Source organism: Bradyrhizobium sp. USDA 4473 (assembly GCF_054063335.1).
Genome location: NZ_JBSSGE010000001.1, coordinates 7,576,447 through 7,603,075, shown reverse-complemented (window position 1 = coordinate 7,603,075; position 26,629 = coordinate 7,576,447). Strand labels below are relative to the sequence as shown.

General features: G+C 62.8%; 19 protein-coding genes, 1 tRNA gene and 1 pseudogene. 11 read left to right on the top strand and 10 right to left on the bottom strand.

Annotated elements, in window-relative coordinates:
- Positions 1–198: 198 nt before the first annotated feature.
- Together ACVW17_RS35595 and ACVW17_RS35590 are read right to left on the bottom strand one after the other, a co-directional pair.
- Entirely contained in the window at positions 199–1,869 is a 1,671-nt protein-coding gene (locus ACVW17_RS35595; RefSeq protein WP_456798634.1) for a bifunctional metallophosphatase/5'-nucleotidase, read from the bottom strand.
- 61 nt (positions 1,870–1,930) lie between these two features.
- A complete protein-coding gene (locus tag ACVW17_RS35590) occupies positions 1,931–2,692 on the bottom strand; it encodes a crotonase/enoyl-CoA hydratase family protein (protein ID WP_456756597.1) in 762 nt (253 codons plus the stop codon).
- A 370-nt stretch (positions 2,693–3,062) separates the two neighbouring features.
- Here ACVW17_RS35590 and paoA point away from each other — a divergent pair, with 370 nt between their 5' ends.
- From paoA to paoC, 3 genes are read left to right on the top strand one after another with little or no spacing between them, the layout of a single operon-like run.
- A complete protein-coding gene (paoA, locus tag ACVW17_RS35585) occupies positions 3,063–3,698 on the top strand; it encodes an aldehyde dehydrogenase iron-sulfur subunit PaoA (protein WP_456798633.1) in 636 nt (211 codons plus the stop codon).
- Positions 3,695–4,645: an FAD binding domain-containing protein gene (locus ACVW17_RS35580; protein WP_456798632.1), complete on the top strand. Its 951-nt coding sequence runs from the start codon at positions 3,695–3,697 to the stop codon at positions 4,643–4,645. Before paoA ends, ACVW17_RS35580 begins: the two co-directional genes overlap by 4 nt.
- Positions 4,646–4,686: 41 nt before the next feature.
- On the top strand, positions 4,687–6,888 hold the full coding sequence (gene paoC / locus ACVW17_RS35575; RefSeq protein ID WP_456798631.1) for an aldehyde oxidoreductase molybdenum-binding subunit PaoC: 2,202 nt from the start codon (positions 4,687–4,689) through the stop codon (positions 6,886–6,888).
- On the opposite strand, the gene ACVW17_RS35570 is transcribed toward paoC, so the two are convergent.
- Positions 6,885–7,697 (bottom strand): alpha/beta fold hydrolase, encoded by an 813-nt coding sequence (locus ACVW17_RS35570; RefSeq protein WP_456799011.1) that lies wholly within the window; start codon positions 7,695–7,697, stop codon positions 6,885–6,887. The genes paoC and ACVW17_RS35570 overlap by 4 nt on opposite strands.
- Before the next feature lie 33 nt (positions 7,698–7,730).
- Positions 7,731–8,284, bottom strand: a pseudogene (locus ACVW17_RS35565) (DinB family protein); the annotation flags it as partial.
- Positions 8,285–8,427: 143 nt separating this feature from the next.
- Between ACVW17_RS35565 and ACVW17_RS35560 the strand changes: the two are divergent.
- Complete coding sequence (locus ACVW17_RS35560) at positions 8,428–9,150, top strand: VOC family protein (RefSeq protein WP_456798630.1); 723 nt, start codon at positions 8,428–8,430, stop codon at positions 9,148–9,150.
- Between the two features lie 85 nt (positions 9,151–9,235).
- Here ACVW17_RS35560 and ACVW17_RS35555 read toward each other — a convergent pair whose 3' ends face one another.
- From ACVW17_RS35555 to ACVW17_RS35540, 4 genes are all read right to left on the bottom strand, one after another.
- Positions 9,236–9,889, bottom strand: coding sequence for a TadE/TadG family type IV pilus assembly protein (locus ACVW17_RS35555; protein ID WP_456798629.1), 654 nt, complete (start codon positions 9,887–9,889; stop codon positions 9,236–9,238).
- 12 nt (positions 9,890–9,901) lie between these two features.
- Positions 9,902–10,447 carry a TadE/TadG family type IV pilus assembly protein gene (locus tag ACVW17_RS35550; RefSeq protein ID WP_456756180.1) on the bottom strand — a complete coding sequence of 182 codons (546 nt, stop codon included), beginning with the start codon at positions 10,445–10,447 and terminating at the stop codon, positions 9,902–9,904.
- An 18-nt stretch (positions 10,448–10,465) separates the two neighbouring features.
- Entirely contained in the window at positions 10,466–11,869 is a 1,404-nt protein-coding gene (locus ACVW17_RS35545; protein WP_456799010.1) for a TadE/TadG family type IV pilus assembly protein, read from the bottom strand.
- A 411-nt stretch (positions 11,870–12,280) separates the two neighbouring features.
- Positions 12,281–14,059: an acyl-CoA dehydrogenase gene (locus tag ACVW17_RS35540; protein ID WP_456756179.1), complete on the bottom strand. Its 1,779-nt coding sequence runs from the start codon at positions 14,057–14,059 to the stop codon at positions 12,281–12,283.
- Positions 14,060–14,276: 217 nt separating this feature from the next.
- On the opposite strand from ACVW17_RS35540, the gene ACVW17_RS35535 reads away from it, so the two are divergent.
- A tRNA-Gln gene (locus ACVW17_RS35535) sits at positions 14,277–14,351 on the top strand.
- A gap of 18 nt (positions 14,352–14,369) precedes the next feature.
- On the opposite strand, the gene ACVW17_RS35530 is transcribed toward ACVW17_RS35535, so the two are convergent.
- Complete coding sequence (locus tag ACVW17_RS35530; RefSeq protein ID WP_456798628.1) at positions 14,370–15,512, bottom strand: hypothetical protein; 1,143 nt, start codon at positions 15,510–15,512, stop codon at positions 14,370–14,372.
- 1,292 nt (positions 15,513–16,804) lie between these two features.
- Here ACVW17_RS35530 and ACVW17_RS35525 point away from each other — a divergent pair.
- The 4 genes from ACVW17_RS35525 to ACVW17_RS35510 all read left to right on the top strand — a co-directional run bounded on the left by ACVW17_RS35525 (position 16,805) and on the right by ACVW17_RS35510 (position 23,858).
- Complete coding sequence (locus tag ACVW17_RS35525; protein ID WP_456798627.1) at positions 16,805–17,893, top strand: IS110 family RNA-guided transposase; 1,089 nt, start codon at positions 16,805–16,807, stop codon at positions 17,891–17,893.
- 673 nt (positions 17,894–18,566) lie between these two features.
- Positions 18,567–20,579, top strand: coding sequence for a chromosome partitioning protein ParB (locus ACVW17_RS35520; RefSeq protein WP_456798626.1), 2,013 nt, complete (start codon positions 18,567–18,569; stop codon positions 20,577–20,579).
- A 725-nt stretch (positions 20,580–21,304) separates the two neighbouring features.
- Complete coding sequence (locus ACVW17_RS35515) at positions 21,305–21,616, top strand: DUF736 domain-containing protein (protein ID WP_456798625.1); 312 nt, start codon at positions 21,305–21,307, stop codon at positions 21,614–21,616.
- Between the two features lie 859 nt (positions 21,617–22,475).
- Complete coding sequence (locus tag ACVW17_RS35510; protein WP_456798624.1) at positions 22,476–23,858, top strand: serine hydrolase domain-containing protein; 1,383 nt, start codon at positions 22,476–22,478, stop codon at positions 23,856–23,858.
- 433 nt (positions 23,859–24,291) lie between these two features.
- Here the strand turns inward: ACVW17_RS35510 and ACVW17_RS35505 are convergent, their stop codons facing one another.
- A complete protein-coding gene (locus ACVW17_RS35505) occupies positions 24,292–24,675 on the bottom strand; it encodes a hypothetical protein (protein WP_456798623.1) in 384 nt (127 codons plus the stop codon).
- A 170-nt stretch (positions 24,676–24,845) separates the two neighbouring features.
- On the opposite strand from ACVW17_RS35505, the gene ACVW17_RS35500 reads away from it, so the two are divergent.
- A complete protein-coding gene (locus ACVW17_RS35500; RefSeq protein ID WP_420965987.1) occupies positions 24,846–25,097 on the top strand; it encodes a helix-turn-helix domain-containing protein in 252 nt (83 codons plus the stop codon).
- 464 nt (positions 25,098–25,561) lie between these two features.
- Entirely contained in the window at positions 25,562–26,602 is a 1,041-nt protein-coding gene (locus ACVW17_RS35495; RefSeq protein WP_456798622.1) for a hypothetical protein, read from the top strand.
- Positions 26,603–26,629 lie beyond the last annotated feature (27 nt).

Below are 26,629 nucleotides of genomic sequence, written 5' to 3'. Positions count from 1 at the left end.
ACGTGGAGGCAAAAGCCGAACTCGTTCCACGTCATTGCGAGGAGCGACGCGACCAAGCAATCCATGCAGCCGCATGCGCGGATGGATGGATTGCTTCGCGGAGCCTGTCATCCGGCGGCGCCGCGCGCCGACCGGGTGGCTCGCAATGACGAAGGATGCAGGGGTATTCCATGCCCGCACGTCTTTCAATTGATCCGCTTAATTGATCCGCTCGATCCGCTTTCCGGCCGCCGGGCCGACCGGGCTGTTGACCTTGAAGTACGCATAGAGCGCGTCGACGTCGTAGATGCCGAACTGCTGCGCTGCTCCTTGCTTGAATACGGTGAAGCCGTCGCCGCCTTCGGCGAGATAATTGTTCACGGTGACGCGGTAGCTCGCGGCCGGGTCGATCGGCTTGCCCTCGAGCGACATCCGCTCGGCGATGATGCGCGCGCCGTCGCCCTTGCTCGCATCCCATGCATAGCCAAAGCCCTTCGAGACCTGCAGGGCGCGCGGCCGTTTCGGGTCGGCCCATTGCTGCTCCAGCACGTCCTTGAGCTGCTTGCCGGTCAGCGTCATCGTCACAAGCTGGTTGCGGAACGGCTGGCTGGCGAAGATATCGGCATAGGTGACCGCGCCGTCCTCGCGCTTGACGATGTCGGTGCGCACGCCGCCGGGATTGGTGAAGGCGATCACCGCGCCGCCATTCGGCTCCGAAGCGGTCGCAGCGAGCTGCGCGTCGGCGACGATATCGCCGAGCACGCTCTCGCCGGTCTCGGTGGGCGTACGCGATAGCGTTTCCGTGACCGAGCCGGCCGCGCGATTGGCGATCGGCGCGGCCAGCCGGTCATAGGATTCCAGGAGCGCGCTCTGCTCCGGATCCTTGGCCGTGCCGCCGATTTTCACGATGGTGTTGGCGGCCGTGGCGCTGATCACGTCACGGCTCTTCGGATCGAGCTTGAGATCGATTGCGGTGACCAGCGTGCCGTATTTGTCGCCCGATGTGACGAGACGTCCGTCGATCTCGCAGACATAGGCCTGGTGGGTATGGCCTGAGATCACGACGTCGACCGCGCGATCGAACTTCTTGACGATGTCGACGATCGGGCCGGAGATCCCTGGGCATTCATTGTAGTCGCCGGTCGGGAAGCCGCCCTCATGGATCAGCACCACGATGGCCTCGACGCCCTTGGCCTTCAGCTCAGGGACCAGCGCATTGACGGTGTCGGCCTCGTCGTGGAAGTCGAGGCTGGCGACGCCGGCAGGTGACACCAGGTTCGGGGTGTTCTTCAGCGTCAGCCCGATGAAGGCCACCGGAATGCCGTCGAATTCCTTGATCTCGTAGGGCGGAAAAACCGTCTTGCCGGTGCTCTTGTCGAAGGTGCTCGCCGCCAGGTAATGGAATTTGGCCCCTAGGAAGGGATGCGGGCCCCGGCACTGGTCGACCGGGTGGCAGCCGCCATTCTGCATCCGCAGCAGTTCGTCCTTGCCCTCGTCGAATTCGTGATTGCCGACCGAGGAGATCGCAAGCCCCATCATCGAGAGCGACTCGATGGTCGGCTCGTCATGAAACATCGCCGACAAGAACGGGCTCGCGCCGATCAGGTCGCCGGCGGCGACGAAGATGTTGTTCTTGTGTCCCTCGCGCAACTGCTTGACGACGGTCGCCATCCGCTCGGAACCGCCGGCGGGCACCATGATCTTCTTGGTCGCGTCGGTGGGATCGGTGATGCGGATGCCGCCCGGCGGCGGCCGCAGGTAGCCGTGGAAGTCGTTGATCGCGAGAACGCGCAAGTCGACCGGCGCTGCGCCCTGCGCCAGGCAGGGACTTGCTGCGGCGAGGCCAAGCGCGAAGAACGCGGCGAGGGGCGTGAGGCGGGGCTGTCTCATGACCTGTCCATGGAGCACACGATCATGGCGCGACGCCACTACAATTTTGCGACGCTTCGTTTCAATCCTTCGCGCGCGCCATGAACGCCTTGAAGGCGGCGATCGCCTCGTTGGAGCGCATCCGCTCGCTGAACAAATGGTTCTCCTGCTCGATGCGGCGGGTGACGTCCTCCGGCGGCAGCCGGATCAGGCGCCGCGAGGTCGCCACCGCCTCGGCCGGCAGCGCGCAGATCTCGCGCGCCACCTTGTGCGCCTCGACCTCGGCATGTCCCGGCGCCACCACGGTGTTGACGAAGCCGGCGACGCGGGCGTCGTCGGCCGACATGGTGCGGCCCATCACCAGCATCGCAAACGCCCGTTGGTGGCCCATCATCCGCGGCATCAACAGGCTGGAAGCGCCTTCCGGCACCAGCCCGAAATTGGAGAACGGCGTCGAGAACAGCGCGGTCTTGCTCGCCAGCACGTAGTCGCAGTGAAACAACATGGTGGTGCCGATGCCCATCGCGACGCCGTCGACGGCGGCGATGATCGGCTTCACATTGTGGGCCAGCGAATACAGGAACTTGACCAGGTCCGAGGCGGGCGGCGTGTCGCCGGTCGAGGTGCCCTGCGCGAGCAGATCCTCGATGTCGTTGCCCGCAGTGAACACGCCGGAGCCCCCGGTGATGATCAGGCAGCGGATCTTCGGATTGTTCTGCGCCTTGTCGACCGCATCGCTGATCGCGCGAAACATCTCCTGGGTGATCGCGTTCTTCTTCTCGGGCCTGCGCAGCCGGATCACGCGTGTGGCGGCTTCGTCGGTCACTATGACATGCGCGGTCATCAAGCGGTCCCAGGGTCGGCCGGCGTCGTCGCCGGGCGGAAGCATGCCGCCATCCTACATGATCCGGTGCAAGCCCCAAGGGCTCCAGGCCGCTTTTCCCGGTAGGCGAGCATGAGAACGGCGCAATGCAGTTAACCGGATTTCCGCGACTGCGGGCGGGCGACGTTGGTCGTAGGCCGGTCTCGCGTGGTGAGGCCGAGGGGCCGCGCCATAATGGCGCAGTGGCGGCCGGCCTGCGGCGGCGTACCGCGCTCTCGACGAGTTTAAGTTCGGGCGAGAAACATTCCGCTGCCCGCAGCATTCCCCTCAGGTCCAGCTGGAGCCGACCTGGTGGTTCCGCGCTCGGCCGATGCGTGAGGAGGAGAGCGGCATGCAGATCTCCGGACATTTGGAACTATCCCGGCGCCATCTGTTGATTGTCGGAGCCGCCTCGCTGGCGTCGGTCGCGATGCCGCCGCCCGCAGCTGCCCAATCTGCCCCAACCGGAGCGCCCGTGATGACGCGAGTATCCTTTGACGTGAACGGCGAAACCCATCAGCTCGAGCTCGACACCAGGACCACGCTGCTCGATGCCCTGCGCGAGCACCTGCATCTGACCGGCACCAAGAAGGGCTGCGACCACGGCCAATGCGGGGCATGCACGGTGATCGTCGATGGGCGGCGGATCAATTCCTGCCTGACGCTGGCCGTGATGCATCAGGGCGACGAGATCACCACGATTGAAGGTCTCGGCACGCCGGACGGGTTGCATCCGTTGCAGGCGGCGTTCGTCGAGCACGATGGCTACCAATGCGGCTATTGCACACCGGGGCAGATCTGTTCGGCGGTCGCGGTGCTGGCCGAGGTCAAGGCCGGGGTCCCCAGCCATGTCACCGATGACCTCAATGCGCCGGTGCGATTGACCAATGCCGAACTCCGCGAGCGCATGAGCGGCAACATCTGCCGCTGCGGCGCCTATTCCAACATCGCCGAGGCGATCAGCGAGGTCGCCGGGAGGAGCGCATGAGATCATTCAGCTATGAGCGCGCGACTTCGCCGCGCGACGCGGCCGCCGCAGCTGCCGGCACCGCGCACGCGAAATTCATCGCCGGTGGCACCAATCTGCTCGACCTGATGAAGCTCGAGATCGAGACGCCGGCGCACCTGATCGACGTCAATGACCTCGCGCTCGACCGGATCGAGGAGGCCGCGGACGGCGGCTTGCGCATCGGTGCGCTGGTGCGCAACACCGATCTCGCCGCGGATCGGCGCGTGCGGCGTGACTATGGCGTGTTGTCGCGCGCGCTGCTCGCCGGCGCCTCCGGCCAGTTGCGCAACAAGGCGACCACCGCGGGCAATCTGTTGCAGCGGACGCGCTGTCCGTACTTCTATGACACCAATCTGCCCTGCAACAAGCGCAAGCCCGGCAGCGGCTGCGCCGCGATCGGCGGCTTCAGCCGCCAGCATGCGGTCGTCGGTGCGAGCGACGCCTGTATCGCGACCCACCCGAGCGACATGGCGGTGGCGATGCGCGCGCTCGACGCAGTGGTCGAGACGGTGCGGCCCGATGGCACCACGCGCAGCATCCCGATCGCCGCGTTGCATCGTCTGCCCGGCGACAGCCCCGAGCTCGAGACCACTCTGGAGTCCGGCGAATTGATCACGGCGGTGACGCTGCCCAAACCGATCGGCGGCACGCAGGCCTATCGCAAGGTCCGCGACCGCGCCTCTTACGCCTTCGCATTGGTCTCGGTCGCCGCGATCGTGCAGCGCGACGGCAGTGGCCGCGTCGCGCTCGGCGGCGTCGCGCACAAGCCATGGCGCGTCGAGGCGGCGGAGTCGGAATTGCCAAATGGTGCCAAGGCCGTCACCGCACGGCTGTTCGCCGATGCAAAACCGACCAAGGACAATGCGTACAAGCTGCCGCTCGCCGAGCGGACGCTGGCAGCGGTGCTGCGCGAGGCCAGAGCCTGAGACAGGCTTGAAATGAAGGCTTGAGATGAGGGCTTAAGATCATGCGTTTTGAACATCCCGCCACCTTCAATCCGATCGACCAGCTCAAGGTGGTCGGCCATCCGACCAACCGGATCGAGGGGCCGCTGAAGACCACCGGCACTGCGACTTACGCCTATGAGCGGCACGAATTCGAAGCGAACCAGGCTTATGGCTACGTAGTCGGATCGGCGATCGGCAAGGGACGGATCGGCTCGATCGATCTCGAGGCCGCGAAGGCTGCGCCCGGCGTGCTCACCATCGTCACATCGGACAATGCCGGCAAGCTCGGCAAGGGCGAGCGCAACGCGGCGCCGCTGCTCGGCGGGCCGGAGATCGCGCATTACCACCAGGCCGTCGCCATCGTCGTCGCTGGAACCTTCGAGCAGGCGCGCGCCGCCGCGCAACTGGTCCGGATCGACTACGTCAAGGGCGACGGCCGGTTCGATCTTGCCGCGGAGCGCGACAAGGCTGGGACGCCGGATCCGAAGATCGGCGGCCCGGCCGATACCGCCGTCGGCGATTTCGCCGCCGCCTTCGCCGCTGCGCCGGTGCAACTCGACGCCACCTACACCACGCCCGATCAGGGCCACGCGATGATGGAGCCGCACGCGTCGGTCGCGGCGTGGGACGGCGACAAGCTCACGGTCTGGACCTCCAACCAGATGATCGCCTGGGGCGCGGAGGATCTGGCGAAGACGCTTGGCATCCCGAGGGAGAATGTCCGCCTGGTGTCGCCCTATATCGGCGGCGGCTTCGGCGGAAAACTGTTCCTGCGCGCCGACGTCCTGCTCGCAGCACTCGGTGCCCGTGCGGCCGGCCGTCCGGTCAAGGTCGCGCTGCAACGTCCACTGATGTTCAATAACACCACCCATCGTCCCGGCACCATCCAGCGCATCCGCATCGGCGCCGAGCGCGACGGCAAGATCACCGCGATCGGTCATGAAAGCTGGTCCGGCAACGTCAAGGACGGCGAGCCCGAGATGGCGGTGAGCCAGACCCGGCTGCTCTATGCCGGCGCCAACCGGATGACGGCGACGCGGCTCGCCGCGCTCGATCTCCCCGAGGGCAACGCGATGCGCGCGCCGGGAGAAGCCTCCGGCATGATGGCGCTCGAGATCGCGATCGACGAGCTCGCTGATGAGCTCGGCATCGATCCGGTCGCGCTGCGTATCGCCAATGACACCCAGGTCGATCCGGAGCACCCGCAGCGGCACTTTTCGCAGCGGCAGCTCGTGCAGTGCCTGAACGAGGGTGCAGCGCGGTTCGGCTGGAACAAGCGCAATCCGAAACCGGGTCAGGTTCGCGACGGGCGCTGGCTGGTCGGCATGGGCGTTGCTGCGGCCTTCCGCAACAATCTCGTCACCAAATCGGCGGCCCGCGTCCGCCTCGACCGGCAGGGAAGGGTGATGGTCGAGACCGACATGACAGACATCGGCACCGGCTCCTACACCATCATCGCGCAGACGGCGGCCGAGATGATGGGCGTTCCGCTGGAGCAGGTCGTGGTGCGGCTCGGCGATTCGGATTTTCCCGTGTCGTGCGGCTCGGGCGGGCAGTGGGGCGGCAACAATTCCACCGCCGGCGTCTATGCCGCCTGCACCAGGCTGCGGGAGACCATTGCGCAGAAGCTCGGCTTCAACTCCGCAGAAGCGGTGTTCGCCGACGGCGCGGTCAGCTCGGGCAATCGCACCGTGCCGCTGGCGCAGGCCGCCGGCGCGGGTGACCTGGTGGCGGAGGATGCCATCGAATATGGCGATCTCGCCAAGACCTACCAGCAATCGACCTTCGGCGCGCATTTCGTCGAGGTCGGCGTCGATGCCGACACGGCGGAGATCCGCGTCCGGCGGATGCTGGCGGTGTGCGCTGCGGGCCGCATCCTCAATCCGAAGGCGGCGCGCAGCCAGGTGATCGGCGCAATGACGATGGGCGTCGGCGCCGCGCTGATGGAGGATCTCGTGGTCGACAAGCGGCACGGCCTGTTCGTCAATCACGACCTCGCCGGCTATGAGGTGCCGGTCCACGCCGACATCCCGCATCAGGACATGATCTTCCTCGACGAGACCGATCCGATCTCGTCGCCGATGAAGGCGAAGGGTGTCGCCGAGCTCGGCATCTGCGGCGTCGCCGCCGCGGTCGCCAATGCGGTCCACAACGCGACCGGCGTGCGGGTGCGCGACTACCCGATCACGCTCGACAAGCTGCTCGCAGGGATGCCGGTCTAGCCGCGTCCGACGAACGAGCCGATGCCGCGGCCGATCGCGGCGCCGTGCTGAAACAATGCGCCGAGATGATCGCCGGGGACCGACATCGCGTACAGGCCGTTCTCTGCGGCAAAGCGCTGCATCGGCGCGTGCGGTCCGTCGTCCTGCCCGTTCCACAGCAGCACCGGAACGCGCGACGACAGCACGGCGTCCCTGGCACCGTCGACCTGGCCGAGCGCATTGAAGCAGGCGCGCACTCCGCCTTCGAGATCGGACGTCACCCATTCGGCGAGCTCCGGCACGGTGCGGCGGGCGAAGGTGATGAAGGCGGCATAAGTCAGCGGCCCGGCATTGCCGCGCGGCAATCCGGTGAGAAAATCCCAGCCGCCGATCGAAAGCGATGCCAGCCGCGCCGGGAAAAACCGGGCAACGCCGACCGCAACCCAGCCGCCCATCGAATGTCCGACCACATGGGCGCGCTCGCCGCCGAGATCGTCGATCACGGCGACGATGTCGCCGGCGCGCTGTTCCTGATCGTAAAGTTCGGGATCGGCGGGCTTGTCGCTCGCGCCGTGTCCGAGCGAGTCGACGCAGACGACGCGAAACCGATCGGCAAGCGCGTCGACCACGCCGCATTGCTTCCAGCTTGCGGCGTCGAGCAGCAGGCCGTGTTGCAGCACGATCAGCGGCCCGGATCCCTCGACGGTGTAATGGATGCGCTGGCCCCGATGATTGGCGAAAGGCATAGATGGAGTTCCCCACGTTTCACCAGAGGTGAGCGTGGAGATGGGCGACTTCAAGGCCCCGTTTAGATCGGGAACCGTTGCCATTGCACGATCGCGGGCGGAACCGCGCTCAGCCGCCCACACGGCGGCTTCCGTCCATCCGAGCTCGTTGAACTCGGCCGCGCGCAGCGGAGCTTCGCCGGCGGCGAAGAATTCGTCGAGCTGCGGCGGCTTCACCGTGGTTTCGGACAGCATCGCGTGGGCCTGGCCGCGATGATGGATCTGATGCTGAAACAGATGCATCAACAGGCGGTCGCGCCGCTCGATCTGCACGGATGTGTCGCGATTGACCTTGACCAATTCGTCGAGCCGCTCAGCCGTCAGCGCATCGCAGTGAGCGATCAGCCGCTGGTCGATCGCGCGCTGCGCGCTCTTCAACGCGGCGACCGCGGGGTAAGGCACCTCGTTCGCCCACGCCTTCGGCCCGAGCCAGCCGCTTCGAGCGCGTCGACATAGAACAGATCGATGACATGGATGTGGTTCAGCGTCGCCTGCAGGCTCGGGAAGAACCCGGTGCGCGCCGCGGCGAACTCCGCCTGGCTGAGTTCACCGCAGGCCGTCAGCAGGCGATGATTGGCCCAGGCATTGTTGTAGGCAAAAGCGCGAAAGGTCTGAACCAGGCCTGCTGGCATATCGGTCCTCGCTGATTGACTGTGTCAGGCGGTCGCAGCGGCCAGGCGGCCGACCCGCGATAGTGATCGTGGTGCTTGCGTTGGTGACCTGATCCTCGCATAGCTGGCCCATCGTGGTGCACTTCATCCGAGGACAGCAGCAGATGCAACTGGCAAAGACGGTGATCGACATCGGCCTCTCCTCGAACCAGCTCGAGCCGATGCTGCGGTTCTGGCAGCAGGACGCCGGCCTTCGCTTCGATCATATGCAGCCGATCCGCCGCGGGCAGAAGCAGTACCGGCACGACGCGCATGGTTCGGTGATCAAGCTCAATCATCATCTCGAGCCGCTGCCGGATGCGCCGCCGAGCGGCTATCGCGAGCTGATCGTTGCGCGCGAGGGCGTCGCGGCGCCGCAGCGCATGGTCGACCCTGACGGCGCCCGGGTTTGCCTGGTGGCACCCGGACATGACGGCATCTCGCAGATCGCGGTCCTGATGGCGGTGCGCGACCTTGCCGCGCACCGCAGGTTCTACAGCGAGCTCCTCGGCTATGCCGAGCAATCGTGGTCGGGAGGCCCGGCGTTTCGCCTTGGCGACAGCCTGATCCTGCTCACGGAAGATCGTGCGGCGACCGTCGATCCGGTCCGGTCGGCGCGGGGCTGGCGCTATATCACGTTGCAGGTCGCCGACATCGACGCGGTGCATCACGCGCTGCGCGCCAAGGGCGTGCGCGAGGGCCTTGCGCCGGTGACGCTCGGCGAGGTCGCACGGATTTCCATGATCCTCGATCCCGACGGCAACTGGATCGAACTGTCCCGCCGCGCGTCGATCGTCGGCAGCCTGACCGACCACAAGGCGCCGCGGCCGGACGCGACTTCAATCTAGCTTGCGGACATTGCCCGCGGGCCGTCGGCGTGGCTGGAGTGTCGGACTTCCCGAGAGCAGAGGTTGTCAGGCCGCTATCAGGCCATTAGCAGCTCTTCTGTTGCAGATGCTGGATGCAGGTACATGTCGTCGAGGCCGTCAGCTTGACGTCATAGTACGGAAAGTTCGCGTTGGCGGGGCTGTTGGTCGAGCAGCGCGGGAACAGGTAATAGCTGTCCGCGAGCGTCAAGGTCCCGCTGATGGTGAAGCCGAGGTGGGGTGTGTAGCCGTACGACACTTCGCCCAGGACAAACGAGACATTGTAGTTCTGTGTCCCGGTGAGCGACGCAGGCAACGTGATTTTCTGCCCGACCGGCCGTCCCGTGCCGTAGCTCGTTCCGTTGTACGATTCGCTCCACTGCACGGTCGCGTTGCCGTTGTTGTCGGTGGAGACGCCGGAAACGGTAATCGTGGTGACCGAGCTGCCGTTGGCGGTTGTTGGATACGGCGCGAGAATCGCGGTCGAAGCGCCGAGGATGTTCTGCAGCTGGGTCGCGCTGACCTGGGTGTTCTGCGAGACCATGTCGGCGACCGAATGAGCGGCCGCGGTGACCTTGACGTTGATGGCCATGCCATTGGCGAGCTCGATGCCGCCGACATAGAGCAGCAGCATGAAAGGCAATATCATGGCGAACTCGATCGCGGCCAGGGCCTCGGTATCGATCAAGAACTTCCGCACGCGAAATGACGGGGGTCTCATGAAAATCACCTGTTACGAAGACGGCTCGTTCTGGAAGGCGGCGGTAGCCAGGATCAACCGCGTGTTGTTCGGCTGATTTGAAAGATTGAATCCGAGTGGTCCGAGGAAGACCGGCCACAAATACATCACCCGGACCACGACGATGTCTCCGGCGTTGCCCGGATTGAATTGCATGTTGTTGACGTTGCCCTGGCTGTCATACGTCGGAACGAGAGCCGAGGTATCGGCGCTCGACCAGCTGCTCGCGACCCGCACGTCGACGAATATCTTGCTGCAGGTGAACAGGACGGTGACCTGATTGCAGACGGTCTGGTGAAAGGCGGCCTGTGTCGCCTGTGCCGATTGGGTCTGCCCGGTCAGGATTTGGCGGCTCGATTGCTGCACTACGGATTCGAGCAATTCCTGCGCAAAAAAGACGAGAAACGTCTGCAGGATCGCGATAAGGAGCGCGATAAAGGGCGCCGCGACCAGCGCGAACTCGACCGCGGTGGCGCCCCGGCAATCCCTGACGAATCCGGCAGAGCGATATCGATGTTGTCTTGCCAATGCGAGTGTCACGTGGGTCTCGGCGCTTTGTTACTGCGTGAGGCTGGCTGTGCTTGAGGCGACCTTGATGAACAAGTCCGTCAACGCCGTGGAGATGTCGCCGCCGGTTTGAACATCGGAGAAAAGGCCGGGCGAGGCGCATGCTTGCAGGTTCTGCGCGATCTGGCCGGTTGAGGAGGATGGATTGTTGAATTGGGCGATGTGACCCGTGTACCAACTGTCGGTCGGAAGTTGCAGATACTCGGTGTAGAGGATCGCGATCCGGACGCCCCGGTTCTTGATCGTCGTGCACATCGTGGTGTCGAGCGGCTGCTGGCATCGATAGCTGGAGCCCACCGCCTGCAGCGTCGCGTTGGCGTTGCAGGACGAGCTGAGGGCAACGATCTTGTCGTCGACTCCGTCAGTGACGAGGAAGACGACTTCCTGCGGCGTATCTCCCGATTGATTGCTGCCAAGACCGGGGTTGGGCATCAGGTTGTTGACGCTGGTCAGCGCGTTCTCGATGTCCGTGCCATAGTCGGTGCTGCAGCTTCCCGAGATCACGCAGTTCTGGTGATCGACCGTCATCAGCTGAATGTTCGAGATGGCCTGCCCGGCCGTGGACGGGCTGGTCGGCGACTGCAGCGTGTTGAAGTTGTAGTCGAAGGTGTAGAGGCCCGCCTTGTAGGTGGTGTTGTTCAAGGCCGACATGCATTGCATGACGCCGCCCGACACGCTGGTCTGCGGGCAGTTCGACCATGACACGAGCAGCTGATTGACGGCATTCACCACGAGATCGATGCGCAAGGTGACGCCTTTGTTGCGCGCGATGGTCAGGTTGTCGACGCTCGAGGACTTGGCACCCGAGTCGAGGTTGGGATGCGTCTCGTGGCAGGCGAAGCCGCAGTTTTGCGAAGCCGACGGCTGCGCGGATGTGTAGGAGATAAGGTTGTTGATGTCGGTCTGCGTCGCGCCGATCGCCATCGAGGGCGAGTCGTCGAGCACCAGATAGAAATTCATGTTGGGCGCGCTTGCCGCCTTCGCGGTCGAACTGCCGTTGATCGGCCAGGCCGCACTGCGCAGCAGGGTGCCGAAATTGTTGATCGATGCGGCGCTGTACGAGACCGTCACGGTACGTTGCAGGCCGGAGTCGACGATGTTGATTGTCGGTGACGGGGCCGAAGTCAAGCCCGACATGCTGTTGGCGGTCGACGCGAAGACGGCGGCGGCCGCGGCCTTTGCCGTCGAATCCGTTTGCAGCAGCATCGCGGGCCTGACGGCTGCAATGGCGGCCGCGTCCGCCGCGGCATCCAGCTGGTTCTTCTTGCGCAGCGCCTGCGTGTAGTCCGTCGCCATCCCCAGCAGATAGATCAGCGGCACGGTCGCGAGCGCGAAGATGATCGCAACGTTGCCCCGGCGGTCTGTGGCGAAGCGATACAACCCGGAGCGCATCATGGACTTCATCTTCCACTATCGGTTTCAATAAAGCGATTTGCGGCAAACTCTGAGCGGCCGGAGGTATCCGGTGCTGTCAGAAGTTCTGAGGATGAAGCTCTTAAGCAATGCTTACGCACCCATATGAATCTCTATGGGGTCATAAAAATCTTTGCGTCGATGCGTGCGAGTGCAAAGTTTTTCGGCATCGGCTTACACGAAACTTACGGTGAGCTGACGCAAGGCTTACTGCGCTGCTGTTTGCGGATATTCGAACCGACGCGGTTTGTGCGCATTACTACTGGTTTCGCTGGCGGCCGGTGCAGGGGTGACCAAGGGGCGTTGCCGGTTCGACGGCGGTGAGTGAGGCGCGATATGTGCGCCAACCAAGCGGGCCGAGGACAGCCGTGATGGTGGAAGACTGCCGGCGCGCTATCCCGCCAGCACCGCATCTGCCCCGGTCACCGCCTCGGCGCTCTCCGTCACCGTCTTCTCCAGCGACGGCGCCTGCACGGCGATGTTCTCGGCGAAGAAGCGCGCCAGTGCGACGTAGCGTTGCGGCTCGGCTTCGCCATTGGCCTTGGCGGCGAGCGCCTCGCCGGCGAGCATGCAGCCGCCGAGCGTCGAACCGAACAGCCGCAGATAGGGCGTCGCACCTGCCAGCGCCTCGTTCGGTGCGGAGGCCAGCCGCTCGAGCAGCCATTTGCTGCTGCGTTCCAGCGCGGCGTGGGCGTCGCGGAGCTTTGCGCCGGTGGTGCCGAACGCCGGATCGTTCGAGGTCTCGACCTGCTTGATGGTCGCATTGAGCTCGTCGAGCAGCGCCCACACCGACGCGCCGCCATTGGCGCCGAGCTTGCGGGTGACGAGGTCGATCGACTGGATGCCGTTGGTGCCTTCATAGATCGAGGTGATGCGGGCATCGCGATAATGCTGCGCGGCACCGGTCTCCTCGATGAAGCCCATGCCGCCATGGACCTGGACGCCGAGATAGGCGACCTCGTTGCCGATGTCGGTGGAGAAGGCTTTCGCAATCGGGGTCAGCAGCGCGCCGCGCGCAGCGGCCTCAGCGCGGACCTTGGCATCCTCAGCGCGCACCGAGACGTCGAGCGCGACCGCGGTGGCGTAGCAGATCGTGCGCGCCGCCGCCGTCATGCTGCGCATCTGCATCAGCATGCGCTTGACGTCGGGATGCACGATGATCGGATCCATGCCGTCGCCCTTGTGGCCGACGGCCTTGCCCTGCTTGCGCTCCTGCGCATAGGCCAGCGCCTGTTGATAGGCGCGGTCGGCAATGCCGACGCCTTCGAGGCCGACGCCGAGGCGCGCCTGGTTCATCATCGTGAACATGCAGCGCATGCCGGCGTTTTCCTCGCCGATCAGAAAGCCGATCGCGCCGCCCTTGTCGCCCATCGTCATGGTGCAGGTCGGCGAGGCGTGCATGCCGAGCTTGTGCTCGACACCGGAGGCGTGGATGTCGTTGCGCGCGCCAAGCGAGCCGTCGGCATTGACCAGGAATTTCGGGACCAGGAACAGCGAGATTCCCTTGGTGCCGGCAGGTGCATCGGGCAATCGTGCGAGCACGAAGTGCACGATGTTGTCGGTCATGTCGTGCTCGCCATAGGTGATGAAGATCTTGGTGCCCTTGATGCGGTAGGTGCCGTCTCCGGCGCGCTCGGCGCGGGTGCGCAGCGCGCCGACGTCGGAGCCGGCATTGGGCTCGGTCAGCTGCATCGTGCCGGTCCATTCGCCGGTGACGAGCTTCTCGAGATAGATCTTTTTCAGCTCGTCGTTGCCGTGGGCATCGAGCGCCTCGATCGCGGACAGCGTCAGCAGCGGACAGAGGCCGAAGGCGACGTTCGAGGCGCTCCAGATCTCGGTGCAGGCGGCGTTGATCGCGAGCGGCAGGCCCTGGCCGCCGAACGCTTCCGGCCCCGACACTGCGTTCCATCCGGCGGCGGTCCAGCGCTGATAGGCATCGGGCCAGCCGGGCGCGGTAGTCACCTTGCCGTTGTCGAGCTTGATGCCGTGCTCGTCGCCGACCTTGTTCAGCGGCGCCAGCACATCGGAGGCGAACTTGCCGGCTTCTTCCAGCACCGCAGCGGTAATATCGCCGTCGAAATCGCCGTAATGGCCGGCCGCCACGGCGGCCGCGAGCCCCGCACCGTGGTTGAGGGACAGCAGGATATCGTTGATCGGCGCACGGTAGGTCATGGCGTTACTCCCGACGAGGCGTTTGGGAATTGTCTTCCCATGAAACCGGCGGCCTCTCAACAGTCCGAGCGGATAGCGCACGGTCTGTTTCGGCCGCCGCGGCGTCTCTCTATAATGGAGCCGGCATCACCTTGCGGCTTTCGTGCCTTTTCGACCGTCGCGCTGTTGAAATGGCGGGACTCACCCTATAGACCGACGTGGCCGTCGATCGGCGCGTTGGGGCGTAGCCAAGCGGTAAGGCAGCGGATTTTGATTCCGCCATTCGGAGGTTCGATCCCTCCCGCCCCAGCCATCCTAACGCTTTGATTATTCAGGAAGATTTTGATGGTTCTTGTTGTGTGTTCTGAACGCTGTCCGCAGTTGCATTCTGAACGTCTGTTGCCATTTGGTTCGCGAGCAGGTGCGCATGCCGCTTCCGAGTTGCGGACAGCATGCGGGCTTCGGTCCGTTTGGCATACCCGGCATAGCTCTCCCGGGTACGGTGCGCGGACAGGGCGCGACCCTGTCCTTCGGTGAGTTCCGCCTCCTCGAGCTCGGTCATCCCGCCGTGTCGGCAAGCATCCAGGGTGAACTCCTTGGGCAGCCCGATGTCTTTCCTCATCCGCTGGACGATCTTTTGCATGCCGGAGAACGAGTAGGGCTTCGAGACGGATTTTTGATCGTCGTCCGAGGCGCGGCGCTGGTGGGGCACGATCTCGCGTAGGATCATCGGTACGCCGCGGCGCGTCAGCTTACCCAGCACTCCCTCGGCTTCCTCGTAGAATTTTACGACCTCACCGGTGGCCAAGCGCTCTTCCAGGGGATGGTCGATCACGGCACCGGTTTTGTGGTGTTCGATCCGAATGGTCGGCTTGGGCCCGGCTCGGTACCCGCTCCATTTGATGTGGCCGGCTATCACGTTTTCCGGGCGCTGCAACCACTCGAAGCAGATTACAGCTGCTGCTGCGCATTCCGGCTCGCCGCGCGCCACGCAGCCATGCGCGAACATGTAGACCTGCTCGCGCGTCACCGCGTGCTTCACGAGCTTGATCCGGGTCGCCATGGTAACGCCCATCCACGGATTTGGAACGTCCTGGGAAAACTCGGCCGGATGCAGGCGGTGAACCACGCGCCAGGCTTTGCGGCAGAGCACGATCAGCTTTTCGGCGGTCCGGAGCCGGTTGCCCTTTCCACCCCTGACGAACGTGTCATACAGCTTGTCAGCGCTTAGTGGTGTCACTGACTTGATCGGCCGGCTGCCCACGCGATCGCCGCGCTTGGTCAGCGTGTCGCAGATCTCGCGCATATTCCATTCGTAGTTTCGGCGCGACCGTGGCTTGACCTTCTCCAGGTACGCGCGGCTCTGCCGATACTCACGGAAGAGCCAGTCGATTGTACCGATGCGTGGCGCTGCTTCGCTCGAGACCGGGAGTCCTTTGCGGGCATCCATCCATTCATCGAACAGGCCGTTCAACGTTTCGGCCCGGCTGCCTTCTCCGCAAAGCCTTGGCATAGTCGGTGCCCAAGGGCTCATTCGGTACCGGGCAGCCCATTTTCCGATAGCGTGTCGGGACATTGTAATAGAACGCCGTCCGACCGGTCGCCAGCACCTTCGGGATAACGTAACGAGGCAGTTCCACGCTCACAAATCCTCGGCGAGGTCGCCGGGAACGAGGTGCGGAGCTATCGCCCGGTCCAGATCGTCTCTCAACCACAGCTGGCGTCGTCCTTCTTTGATCCGTGGTTGAGGATACTCGATGCCGACTCGTTTGAGAAATGCTTCGACGGAAGATTCTCCGCAGTATCCAGCTGCGATTGCCGCAGGCATGCGGCGGGGCCAAGAACCGATCGGAATGAGGGCAGAGCGTCGCATCGCGCAAACCAAAACGCTGACGTCACATGAAGTAGATTATGGGTGGCGACGGGAATGACGACGATTTCGCGCCCATGGAAGAGTCTATTCGGTGCTTGTTCTACGGTCGAGCTGTTGATCGCAATTAAACATCGCGCAGGGAGATTGCTCAACTGCTGGCAAAGCTAAGTTGCTGCATCTTCCGCCCAAGTCAGGCCGCTTGCGGCGCCCCGGTATCACTAGCCGCTGCTAGGTCAAGCCGATCATATTCGTGTCATCTCTCTGCTGCTTCGGATCGGTTGCGTGGGCGCGTGCGGCTGTCGCCCCAGCGGGCTCTCGTAAACCAAGCCGCACGGTGGCCTCGATTCCTCGCGCAAGTAAGAGAGTATAATGTGTCGCTCGCCGGAGGCACTCGCCCGCGGGCCCGCCGTCATTGCATGCCGGCGTCGTTATCACTGTCCCGCGCTCGGGTGCCTTGTTAACCGGTCTCGCGACTGCAGTCGCCTCGGAGCCCGCGGTCATTGCATGACCGCGTCGCTATCACTGCCCTCTCGCCGGCTGCCTTTTTAGTTCTCTCACTTGTGCTTCCACTTCGCGTCCGCAGCTCTGCCGATCTTTCTCATGGTTGGATCTCAGGGGCGCTGCCCCTCGCGCGCGCCAGGGTGAAGCGCCGGCTTATGCCGGCGCCGATCCGAGCGGTCTCCCCGGTCTTCCGCGCTGTTTTCATTCTGCCGACCTTGGACGACATGGCATGCGCTTGTGCAGACCCGCTTCTGGCGAAGCGGCCCTTCGGGCGGGCGATCCCCCTCCGCCCGGGTCGCCCTGGCACCTGCTACCCATAGTGTAGCCGCGGACCGGTTCTGCGGCGAATGAAGTACCTTTTGCTTTTCTGCAGCCCAACAGGAGAAGCATCTATGCAATGCTACATTGGATTGGATGTATCGCAGCGTCAGACGGCAATCTGCGTTGTAGATGCTAAAGGCAAGATAGTTGTCGAAGGGAAGTCACTGACGCGGCCAAGCGACATTCACGGCTGGCTTGTCGCCAAGGACATTCAGATCTCTTCCATCGTCAGGATCGGCATTGAGGCAGGAGCGATGAGTGCATGGCTGCACATCGAACTGACGAAGCTGGGGCTGCCGTTGATATGTCTTGAAGCCTTTCAAGCGCACCGGTTTCTCAAGACTTACCGCAACAAGACGGACAAGAACGATGCCCGCGGTCTCGCGCAGCTCGTGCGTATGGGAGGAGAGTTTATCCGGCCCGTCATCGTCCGCGCCCGTAGCAGCCAGGAGGATCGGACGCTGCTCACCTTACGGCAACAGTTGGTGCAGCAAAGAATCGGGCTCGAGAACAACATCACCGGCAGCCTCAAACCGTTCGGGCTCCTCGTGCCCCGCGGCAACGTCAACAGCAAGACTTTCCGCGAGCGAGTGATGGCGGCTCTCGTCAAGGCCGACGAACTTGGCCTCACGTTGAGCGATGGAATCATGCCGTCCCTCGACCTCTACGAAGACCTCTGCAAGCACCTGGCCATTCTGACCCGGCGTGTGGAAGCAGTTTCCAGAGACAGCCCGGTCTGCCGGCGGCTGATGACCGCGCCGGGGGTCGGGCCGATCATCGCGCTGTCCTTTGTAACAGCCGTCGATAATCCGCTGCGCTTTTCCAACAACGAAGATATCGGTGCCTATTTCGGCCTCACACCAAAGCAGTACCAGTCGGGAGAAACAGATTATCAAGGGAGCATTTCCAGGCTTGGCAACTCCATGACGCGCGTGCACTTGGTTCAGGCCGCCACCGTCCTGCTGTCTTCGAGCAGGAAATGGTCAACACTCAGGGCCTGGGGAATCAAGGTTGCCAAAAGGCGCGGGTTCAACAGAGCGCGCATTGCCGTCGCTCGCAAGTTGGCCATCGTCCTACACCGGATGTGGATAAACGAGCAGGATTTCCGTTGGAGCAACAAGACAGAAGGTAGCGAATTGGCCAGCTCCGCAGCGGCTTGAGGAATCCTTTCGGCCCACGCCGAAAGGTATCTCCGCGAGGGGACGGAAGGGATGGTGACCGCGCAGACCGGGATGGCGCTAATTGGCCATGTGTCGATTAGCACGCCGAGCTACCCATGGCGGCACCCTCTTCTGAACGAACCCTATCATGCGGCCAGCTTGACGAAATTGCGCTGATTAGACCGCGAAGAGACCCAGGCTCCCTCGTAGAGATTCTATAGATAGCGCTGGCTGTGACCGGCGTGAATGTTTGGACAACGCTTGACCGTCTTGACGGCCAAACCCTGTTTTGCGTCTTTGCATATGCGGCCACTTCTCCAGCAGCCCGGCGCGGTGTTTGTCCGTCTCCTCGTCGGGACACTTTATTATGTGGCCTCCGCCGCAAAGGCCCTAAGGGCTTCGCCCTCGCGCGCTGCAAGCCCCTTCCGCCCAGAACGCAAGAAAACTGCCGCCAAGCGAAGGGCGTCAATTTTCTTGCGTTCTGGTTCCCCGCGAAGGGGCTTTCCGCTTGCTACCCCAATCTCGCCGATGGGCAGGGTTGCAGCAGCAGCTGCTGCAACCCTGAAGGAAGCGTGACCGATCTCTTGCCAAATCCGCGGCTAGAGACCCGGTCTCGCCGACGGGCAGGGGCGCAGGCGGAGTGCGCCCTGCACCCATGGAAGCAAAAGGAAGAATGATCATGTCGGCCAAAACGTTTGGAATACCTGATGGAACTGAGGTTCGCATTCCGCTCGGCAAGCTCAAGAAGTCGCCGAAGAATGCGCGCAAGACGCCGCACAGCGAGGCGGCGATCGAGGCCTTGGCGGCGAGCATCGCCGTCAAAGGCATCCTGCAGAATCTGGTCGTCGAGCCGGAGGTCGACGGCGATGGGGCCGCGACGGGGTTCTTCTGCGTGACCATCGGGGAGGGCCGTCGGCTGGCCCAGCTGTTGAGGGTCAAGCGCAAGGAGATCAAGAAAAACGAGCTGATCCGCTGCGTCATCGATACCGCGAACGATCCCCACGAAATCAGCCTGGACGAGAATGTCACCCGGGAGCGGATGCATCCGGCCGACGAGTTCGAGGCATTCCGGAAGCTCGCGGATGAGCGCGGGCTCGGTGCGGAGGAGATCGCGGCTCGCTTCGGTGTCACCGCGCATGTGGTGCGGCAACGCCTGCGGCTCGGCGCGGTTTCGCCCAGATTGGTGCAGCTCTATCGCGACGGCGATCTGACCCTTGAGCAGCTGATGGCGTTTGCGATCACGGATGATCATGCCCGGCAGGAGGCCGTTTATGAGCGCCTGCCCTTCGACCCGGATGCTGCCACCATTCGCCGTCTGCTCACCGAAACCCACGTTCCAGCCACGGATCGGCGGGCGCGTTTCGTCGGGCTCGAGGCTTATACGGAGGCGGGCGGCACCGTGCTGCGCGACCTCTTTACCGAGGATCGCGGCGGCTATCTGGAAGACGTCGCGCTGCTCGATCTCTTGGTGACGGCAAGGCTCGGCCGCGAGGCGGATAACCTGCGAGCGGCCGAGGGATGGAAGTGGACGGAAGCCCATCTCGACTTCCCGCATGCCCACGGCATGCGCCGGGTCTACCCGCATCCGATCGAGCTTTCGGCGGAGGATGAGGCCGCCCTCCAGGCGGTTCAGACCGAGTTCGACCGGCTGACCGAGCAGCATCAGACGGCCGAGGAACTGCCCGACGACGTGGACGCACGGTTCGGCGAGATGGAGGCAGAGATCGAGCGGCTGGAGGCGAAACGGCAGGCCTACGATCCCGCCGACGTCGCGCGCGGTGGCGCCTTCGTGGCTCTCAATCACGACGGCACGTTGCGGGTCGAACGGGGTTTCATCCGCCCGGAGGACGAGAAACCCCATGCTGAAACCGGCGCGGAGAGCGGCGCCGAGGCGCGGGATGACGAGGACCGGGACGGCGAGGAAGGCGCGCAGGATGGCGAGGACGACGAAGGTGCGGCCGACGAGGAGGACGAGAACCAACGGCTATCCGACGCCCTTGTTCGCGACCTGACCGCGCACCGGACCTTGGGACTGCGCCTCAATTTGAGTGAGCAGCCTGATGTTGCCATCGTGGCGGTTACCCATGCGCTTGCCGCGCAAATCTTCTATCTCGGAGCGAACGCGCATGTGGTCGGCATCCAGCCGGTGCGGACCGATCTGGCCGCGCACGCCGATGGGATCGAGGACACACCGGCCGGCAAAACTTGGTCGGATCGCCATGGCAATTGGGCGCGGCAGATGCCCAGAGACGTCGCCGGACTGTGGGAGTTCGTGGCCGAGCTCGACCACGACAGCCGCATGGCGCTGTTCGCGCATTGCGTCGCGCTCACGGTCAATGCGGTCAAGTTGCCGTTCGACCGGAGGCCGCGCGCGCTGGTGGCGGCCCGCCGTTTGGCCGAGGCCGTGGGCCTCGACATGACCGCCTACTGGCGGCCGACGGTGCGCAGTTATCTTGGCCGCGTCACCAAGGCGAACGTCCTGGAAGCTGTCCGCGAAGGCGTCGGCGGGGAAGCGGCCGAGCGGCTGACGGACATGAAGAAGGCCGACATGGCGCAAGCCGCCGAGCAGCTGTTGGCGGCGACCGGCTGGCTGCCGACGCTGCTACGGACGGCCGTCCCGCAGGGGCAAGGCGGTCTCCAAGGCGAGGCGCAAGGCAACGAACTCGGAGCGGGAGCTGCGGAGTAAAATCAGCGCCGGGGGCCGCTTAGGCGGCCCCCGGCAGGGCTCCAAAATTGCGGCCGCGCACCTGACGGTGCGCGGCCGATACAGTGAATGCAAAAGCGGTGACTTCCCACGCAAACGCCTGCTCCGATCAGGGGTACGATCCGTCTGATTAATGCCGATTGCAGTAGCTAGGGTGGCTGTACCGTATACCCGCCGACCTTCACCAGCGAGGCCCAGATCGGGGCCGGGAAGCTCCGATTCGTGCCTTCACCGCACCTGTCGAGAGCGCATTGGGGCGGACAAATAGTCTGGCAGTGTGACCGGTTTCCCGTGCGAACATCTGGTCGGGTTTCCTTGCGTCAATCCGGCTCAGTCTTCACTGACATTGATGTGCGGACATCGCTTTGCGCGAGCCGTTGTAGCCGTTGTCAATGCCGCGTAGTCGCCGGTCGCCATGATAATCTCCGTCAGTTCCGATGAGGCTCGCGTCCAACGCAGTCACGATTGGGCTGATCAAGCCCCGGTGGACGGCAAGCGCCTCGATCGCCTTCCCGCAACAGCTCACGCCTGCTTTTTTCCCCTGCCGCGAAGGGGCGGCATTCCTCGCGGGAAGACAAAAAAGCAGGCTTTCGCCGTCCTCCGCTGGCGCTGCGGGCCTAAAGGCTGCGGGCCGATCGCTCCCCGGGCAAGGGATCGCCATCGAGGCTGCGATGGACGCGGCCCGAGCAAAACAGACGGAGATTATGATGGCGACCATCGGCACTTTCACCGCTTCCGAGAACGGCTACACCGGATCGATCAAGACGCTTACGCTCAACATCAAGGCCAAGCTCGTCGCATCCGAAAAGGACAACGACAAGGCGCCCGACTACCGGATCTTCGCGGGCGCGACCGAGTTCGGCGCGGCCTGGAAGAAGACCGTCCGCGACAGCGAGCGCGAGTATCTCTCGGTCAAGCTCGACGATCCGAGCTTCCCGGCCCCGATCTACGCCTCGCTGGTGAAGGTCGAAGGCGAGGAGGGTTTCAGCCTGATCTGGTCCCGCCGCAGCGGCGACTGACGCTAACGGATCATCGGCCCGCCTCCTCGGAGGCGGGGCTTTTTTGCGTTTGTTGCGCCGCTTTGAGAACGAAGCGGGAGGGCATTTTGTGCTCGGACAAGGGGCTTCGCATCGGGAAAATGCGATCGATGGAAGGGTTTTGGCGTAGCATTTTGGATCGATCGCTTGGAATTTTGCGGCGGATCGGGCTCTGATTTTCGATCCAGGGGCGTGATATTTCGTTCGTCTCGCTGGCAGGAATGACGTCTATGCGCGTGCTCTCAGAGCTCGATTTGCCGTCCGTTTGTTGAACGAAAGGGCTGTATTTCAGGCCGTTCCTAGAAACGCGCTACGGCAGAGAGAGGAAGCGAGAAGGGGTGAGGTGAAGCGGAGATAGAAAGCGATTGGAAGAGCAAGATAAAAGCACTGTCGCCGAAGGGCGGCCAAGTGGTTGTCTGCACATCCAAGATTTGTCGCCAAGGGCGCGCTACGTATCACCATAACGTATCCAAGTGGCTCAGTCTCCGTGTGAAAATCGTCGGCATGCTCCGTTGGGGTTTGTTGTGCGGAGAATTCCGGAATCTCGTCGGCGGCAGCGCAAGCGAATATCTCGAAATGGGCCTTTATGTCGACGGAGCTCACCGCGCAACGGTCGCTTCCAAGCCACGTCCAACTGTTCTCAGGACCGTTCGATCGGTCGCTACTGTATGGCCCGCCTCGAGCTTCTCGGAGTTGGCGCGCCGGCGCTCTTTGAAGGGCCGAGCAAAGTACGATGATGAAGCGCGGGCTTGAATCGAGGGCTTGACGGCGCGTTCGATCCAGCCTGCAGTATGTTGTAGAATGGCTCGAAGGCTTCACTTTCTATAGGTTCTAAGCATCCATGTCAGACTGGCTCTCTTCTGCTCTCGACTACATCCCCACATGGATCGACTATCAGCGGGAACTATTCGATCAGCCCGGTGTGTCGCTGGCGATCGCTCACAAAGGCCAGGTGCTGCTCGAACACGCGAGCGGCATGGCCGATCTCGCAACCCGCGAACCGCTCACCCCCCGTCACCGCTTTCGTGTCGCCTCGCACTCGAAGACGTTCACAGCGGCTGGGATCATGTTGTTGCGCGAGCGCAATAAGATCCGGCTTGACGACCGCCTGGGTGAGTATCTGGCAGATCTTACGCCGCAGGTTTCCGGTGTCACCATTTCGCAGCTGCTTTCGCATGCCGCCGGCCTGACCCGTGACGGACCTGACAGCGGTCAATTCTCGGACCGCCGGCCCTTCCTCAGCGAGGCGGAGTTTCGCGCCGATCTCTCCGCGCCACAGCCCCTCGCGGCCGGCGTCACGTTCAAATACTCCAATCACGGTTTCGCGTTGCTAGGCAAAGTCATCGAGAAGGTGACCGGTGAGCCCTATGGCCGCTGGACCTATGATCACGTCGTCGCCCCAGCGGGCCTGACAGAGACGACGCCCGACTTCGATCCGACCGTCTGTCGTCCATTCGCCCATGGCCACTCGACGCGCCAACCTTATGGCCGGCGCTTTGTGATCCCCGGGGATAATTTGACGAACGATATGGCGTCGGCAACAGGCTTTACGGCGACCGCCGGTGACCTCGCGCGGTTTGTCGGACAGCTTTCTCCCGCTGCCCAATCGAGCATATTGACGACGGCAAGCCGCCGCGAGATGACGCGGCGCCATTGGCGCGATGCCCACTCACAACTGGAGCGCTACTACGGTCTAGGCACGATTTCCGGTCCACCGGGGCCGTGGAGCTGGGTCGGTCACGCCGGTGGCTTCCAGGGAACTTTGACGCGCACGGTGGTTCTGCCGGAGCAGGACATAGCGATCAGCATCCTCACCAACGCCATCGACGGCCTCGCGAACGTCTGGTTCGAGAGTGTGATCCACATACTCAAGAACGTTCACGATCTTGGTGCGCCCGGACCCGAAACTGCTCACTGGCGTGGCCGCTGGTGGACCCTGTGGGGTCCATTGGATTTGGTGCCTGGCAAACATAAGGTATTAGTTGCGACGCCAAGCCAACTGTCTCCTTTCCTGGACGCGACCGAACTAAACCCATCCGGGATCGACGAAGCGGTCGTTGCGTCGGCGCAGGCATTCGGCGATCACGGTGAGGCCTGCCGCCTCATCCGCGGCCCGACCGGCACGATCGAGGAGGTCAGGATCGGCGGCAAGCACTTAGTGACTGAAGATGCGATCCGGTCCGAAGTACAACACCGGTACCAGCCGAGCTCACGCGCAGTTTAGGCGGCGTTCTGTCGTTGCGGGCCGCGTCGCTTAACAGCTTGACTGTTGCGCGTGACCAGCTGCGGGGGCTACCTATCGGCTTAAGTCTGAGTTCGTGACCCTGACCGCTCGTAAGTCCAACGGAAGGCAGTCGCGCCTCGAGGAATTGAACTTGGGCGAGCTTGCTGATCGAAGCAGGCACAGGATTTATGTCCAAACACCGCGCCAACTTCTTTGGCGAGGTTGCGGACGTCGCTGCAGCTTTCGATGCGAACGATGCCAGATGATCGAATCTGCGTGGGCGATGGTCCGTTCTTGCCCTCGGCGGCGGTCTCCCTCATCCCCTCAGCTTGGATCGGGTGGCGTAAGCGGTCACCATGTCGCGTTTAACCGGCGCGGCGGCGCCTTCCCACAACAGTCTGACCGCAACGCGTTTCGCCGACACGAGGGTTTGCTAATTCGACCCATGCTTCATAACCTGTCGGACAAGTTCTACCGACCGCTCAAGCCGCTCCAACAGCAAAGCCAAATCCGTCGCCGAGATCTCCTCGAGGTGCAGATTTTCGACTGAAAGCAACTGGGCGACGAGCTGGTCGATCGGCTCTGCTCTCGACGTGGAGCCCGCACTGCCACCCACGCTCGATCTAACGTGTCCGTCGGGGGTGATCGTCATCGCAAGCGTTGACTTGGCTAAGATGGCGGCCTCAACGATCGCTGCAGGTAGCTCCACATTGCAGATAATAGCCGTCCGGAGGCGATAGCCGGCGCGGTACGACATCGGACCCAAAGGTCCCAATTCGCCAACCTCCCAAAACGCTTCCACTATGTCAGTCATCATGCGCAGGCTTCGGGAGCCAAGTCGCAATTGTGGCGATCTTGCAGGTGGCCATTGATCCTCAAAGGGGCAACTAGATCAAGCAATGATGTAGACGATAGTCAACATTTGCGGCCAAAAAATGGGACTCAAAGTCCGTGGATCGATAGTCGTCTCCGACGTTCTTTGGGCCGATGCCCGTCGGGAAGGACGATCAAGGAATAATCGGAGTCGTGGCTGACAACGTCAGGTCCCTCAGAAAGACGGCTGGACTGTCGCAAGAAGAATTAGCCCATGAGGCGGGGGTGGATCGGACCTATATTAGCCAGGTCGAACGCCGCCAAAGAAACGTGACAATCGTGGTCCTGGCGAAAATCGCAAGAGCCCTGAACGTGACACCTGACAAGCTGCTACTCGCGTCCTCATCTCGGAGAAGAGGTCCCTGAGCGTGGCATAAATCCACCTCGCCACACGGACCAATCCAGAGCGACCTGGATCCGGGCGGCTTTCGGCTGATACGAAGTGACGTCCGCCTGAGCCGAGTAATTCAGCAAAAATTTAAGTGGGCCGGGACGCATGACTGCTCCTGCACAATTCGTCAGGCTCATAACCTGAAGGTCATAGGTTCAAATCCTATCGTCGCAACCAAGCTTTTCTCAATCAGATCAGTGAATTAGCCCGCCTCTGGCGGGCTTTTTTATTCGTTACAAACCCTTCCCAAAGCGTACGAAAAGAAATCGTTGTTTCTCAATTTGTTAGCGCGATTCCGCGCGCGATTACGAAGGATTGCAAAGGAGTCCATGGCACAAAAATGGCACAAAATCTGAGCGCGTTGGACCGGCTTCGTTCACGCCCGTCCCCGACAGCCAGACGCTCTGCGCAGCTACTCCGATCCTGTTAATCTCAGCCCATGGCAACGGCAAAATTCATCCTGCAAGGCTTCTCCGCGAGCACGCATATCGACGGGTTGCGATGGCTGTTCGACCTGCCCGATGTCCAGAAGGTTTTGATCAGCGTTGCCTTCGTTTCAGAAGGGGGCGTGGAGCGTATTGAAGAACATGTGGCTCAACACGCAGCTTGTGCGACCGTGTTCGCTGGCATTCGAAACGACGCTACGTCGTATCAAGGTCTGGTCCGGCTAAATCGCATTGTGGACGAGCTTTACACCGTCGATACGGGTTCGCGAACGCTGATCTTTCATCCGAAGCTTTATCTGGTGCGCGCGAAAGAACATGCGCGTTTGATGATAGGCAGCGCAAATCTGACGCTGGCTGGGCTGAACAACAACATTGAAGCCGGAATGTTGCTCGGCTTTGATTTGAACGAAGCGGTCGATAAGGCTGAGATCGATGAGATCGAGAGGCTCTTCGCCGCCTCAGTATCGGACTATCCCAACCATGTTTCCAGAGTGACCGACATCGGTGATCTGGACGAGTTGTTGGCCGCGGATCGTCTGGTTGATGACAGTAAATATTTGAGGTCACAGGAAGCGGTCGAGAACGATGAGGTCGTTCCATCGACTGATCGTGAACATGCCGATGAAGTCGATCCAGATGAGCTGCCGCGAATAAAGTTGAAGACAAAGTTTATCCGCAGCGGGATGATCAAAACCAATTCGTCCCCGAAACGTACCGATGAAATTGAGGTGGAGACATCTGTCGTAGAGATCGCAATACCAGCGCCAACTCCGGTCGCGGAAGTTGTGGCGGAGCAGGATGACCCCGCGCCTTATGTATTCATACCGTCGCGAAGCAGCAGAAGCGGCGAAGGCCCTAGGGTGAGGGCAGGGCGGCTGCGAGACGAAGCTAAAGCGCGGGGTGATAAATGGTATTTTACAGGCCAGCCCTGCGTTTACGGACATGTTGCCGATCGGCTCGTCCGTAATGGTAAGTGCCGCGAGTGCAATCGGTTGGATTCGGAGCGTTCCAACCGGCTCGGCCTCTATAGATGAGGTGAGTGCGATGGATACGCAGTGGGG

Bases quoted from the DNA above. Each gene is read 5' to 3' on its own strand.
- ACVW17_RS35595 (WP_456798634.1), bottom strand. From the start codon at position 1,869: ATGAGACAGCCCCGCCTCACGCCCCTCGCCGCGTTCTTCGCGCTTGGC.
- ACVW17_RS35580 (WP_456798632.1), top strand. From the start codon at position 3,695: ATGAGATCATTCAGCTATGAGCGCGCGACTTCGCCGCGCGACGCGGCC.
- ACVW17_RS35510 (WP_456798624.1), top strand. From the start codon at position 22,476: ATGTCAGACTGGCTCTCTTCTGCTCTCGACTACATCCCCACATGGATC.
- ACVW17_RS35545 (WP_456799010.1), bottom strand. From the start codon at position 11,869: ATGATGCGCTCCGGGTTGTATCGCTTCGCCACAGACCGCCGGGGCAAC.
- ACVW17_RS35505 (WP_456798623.1), bottom strand. From the start codon at position 24,675: ATGATGACTGACATAGTGGAAGCGTTTTGGGAGGTTGGCGAATTGGGA.
- ACVW17_RS35540 (WP_456756179.1), bottom strand. From the start codon at position 14,059: ATGACCTACCGTGCGCCGATCAACGATATCCTGCTGTCCCTCAACCAC.
- paoA (WP_456798633.1), top strand. From the start codon at position 3,063: ATGCAGATCTCCGGACATTTGGAACTATCCCGGCGCCATCTGTTGATT.
- ACVW17_RS35570 (WP_456799011.1), bottom strand. From the start codon at position 7,697: ATGGCAACGGTTCCCGATCTAAACGGGGCCTTGAAGTCGCCCATCTCC.
- ACVW17_RS35525 (WP_456798627.1), top strand. From the start codon at position 16,805: ATGCAATGCTACATTGGATTGGATGTATCGCAGCGTCAGACGGCAATC.
- ACVW17_RS35500 (WP_420965987.1), top strand. From the start codon at position 24,846: ATGCCCGTCGGGAAGGACGATCAAGGAATAATCGGAGTCGTGGCTGAC.
- ACVW17_RS35515 (WP_456798625.1), top strand. From the start codon at position 21,305: ATGGCGACCATCGGCACTTTCACCGCTTCCGAGAACGGCTACACCGGA.
- ACVW17_RS35590 (WP_456756597.1), bottom strand. From the start codon at position 2,692: ATGACCGCGCATGTCATAGTGACCGACGAAGCCGCCACACGCGTGATC.
- ACVW17_RS35520 (WP_456798626.1), top strand. From the start codon at position 18,567: ATGATCATGTCGGCCAAAACGTTTGGAATACCTGATGGAACTGAGGTT.
- ACVW17_RS35560 (WP_456798630.1), top strand. From the start codon at position 8,428: ATGCAACTGGCAAAGACGGTGATCGACATCGGCCTCTCCTCGAACCAG.
- ACVW17_RS35555 (WP_456798629.1), bottom strand. From the start codon at position 9,889: ATGAGACCCCCGTCATTTCGCGTGCGGAAGTTCTTGATCGATACCGAG.
- ACVW17_RS35495 (WP_456798622.1), top strand. From the start codon at position 25,562: ATGGCAACGGCAAAATTCATCCTGCAAGGCTTCTCCGCGAGCACGCAT.
- paoC (WP_456798631.1), top strand. From the start codon at position 4,687: ATGCGTTTTGAACATCCCGCCACCTTCAATCCGATCGACCAGCTCAAG.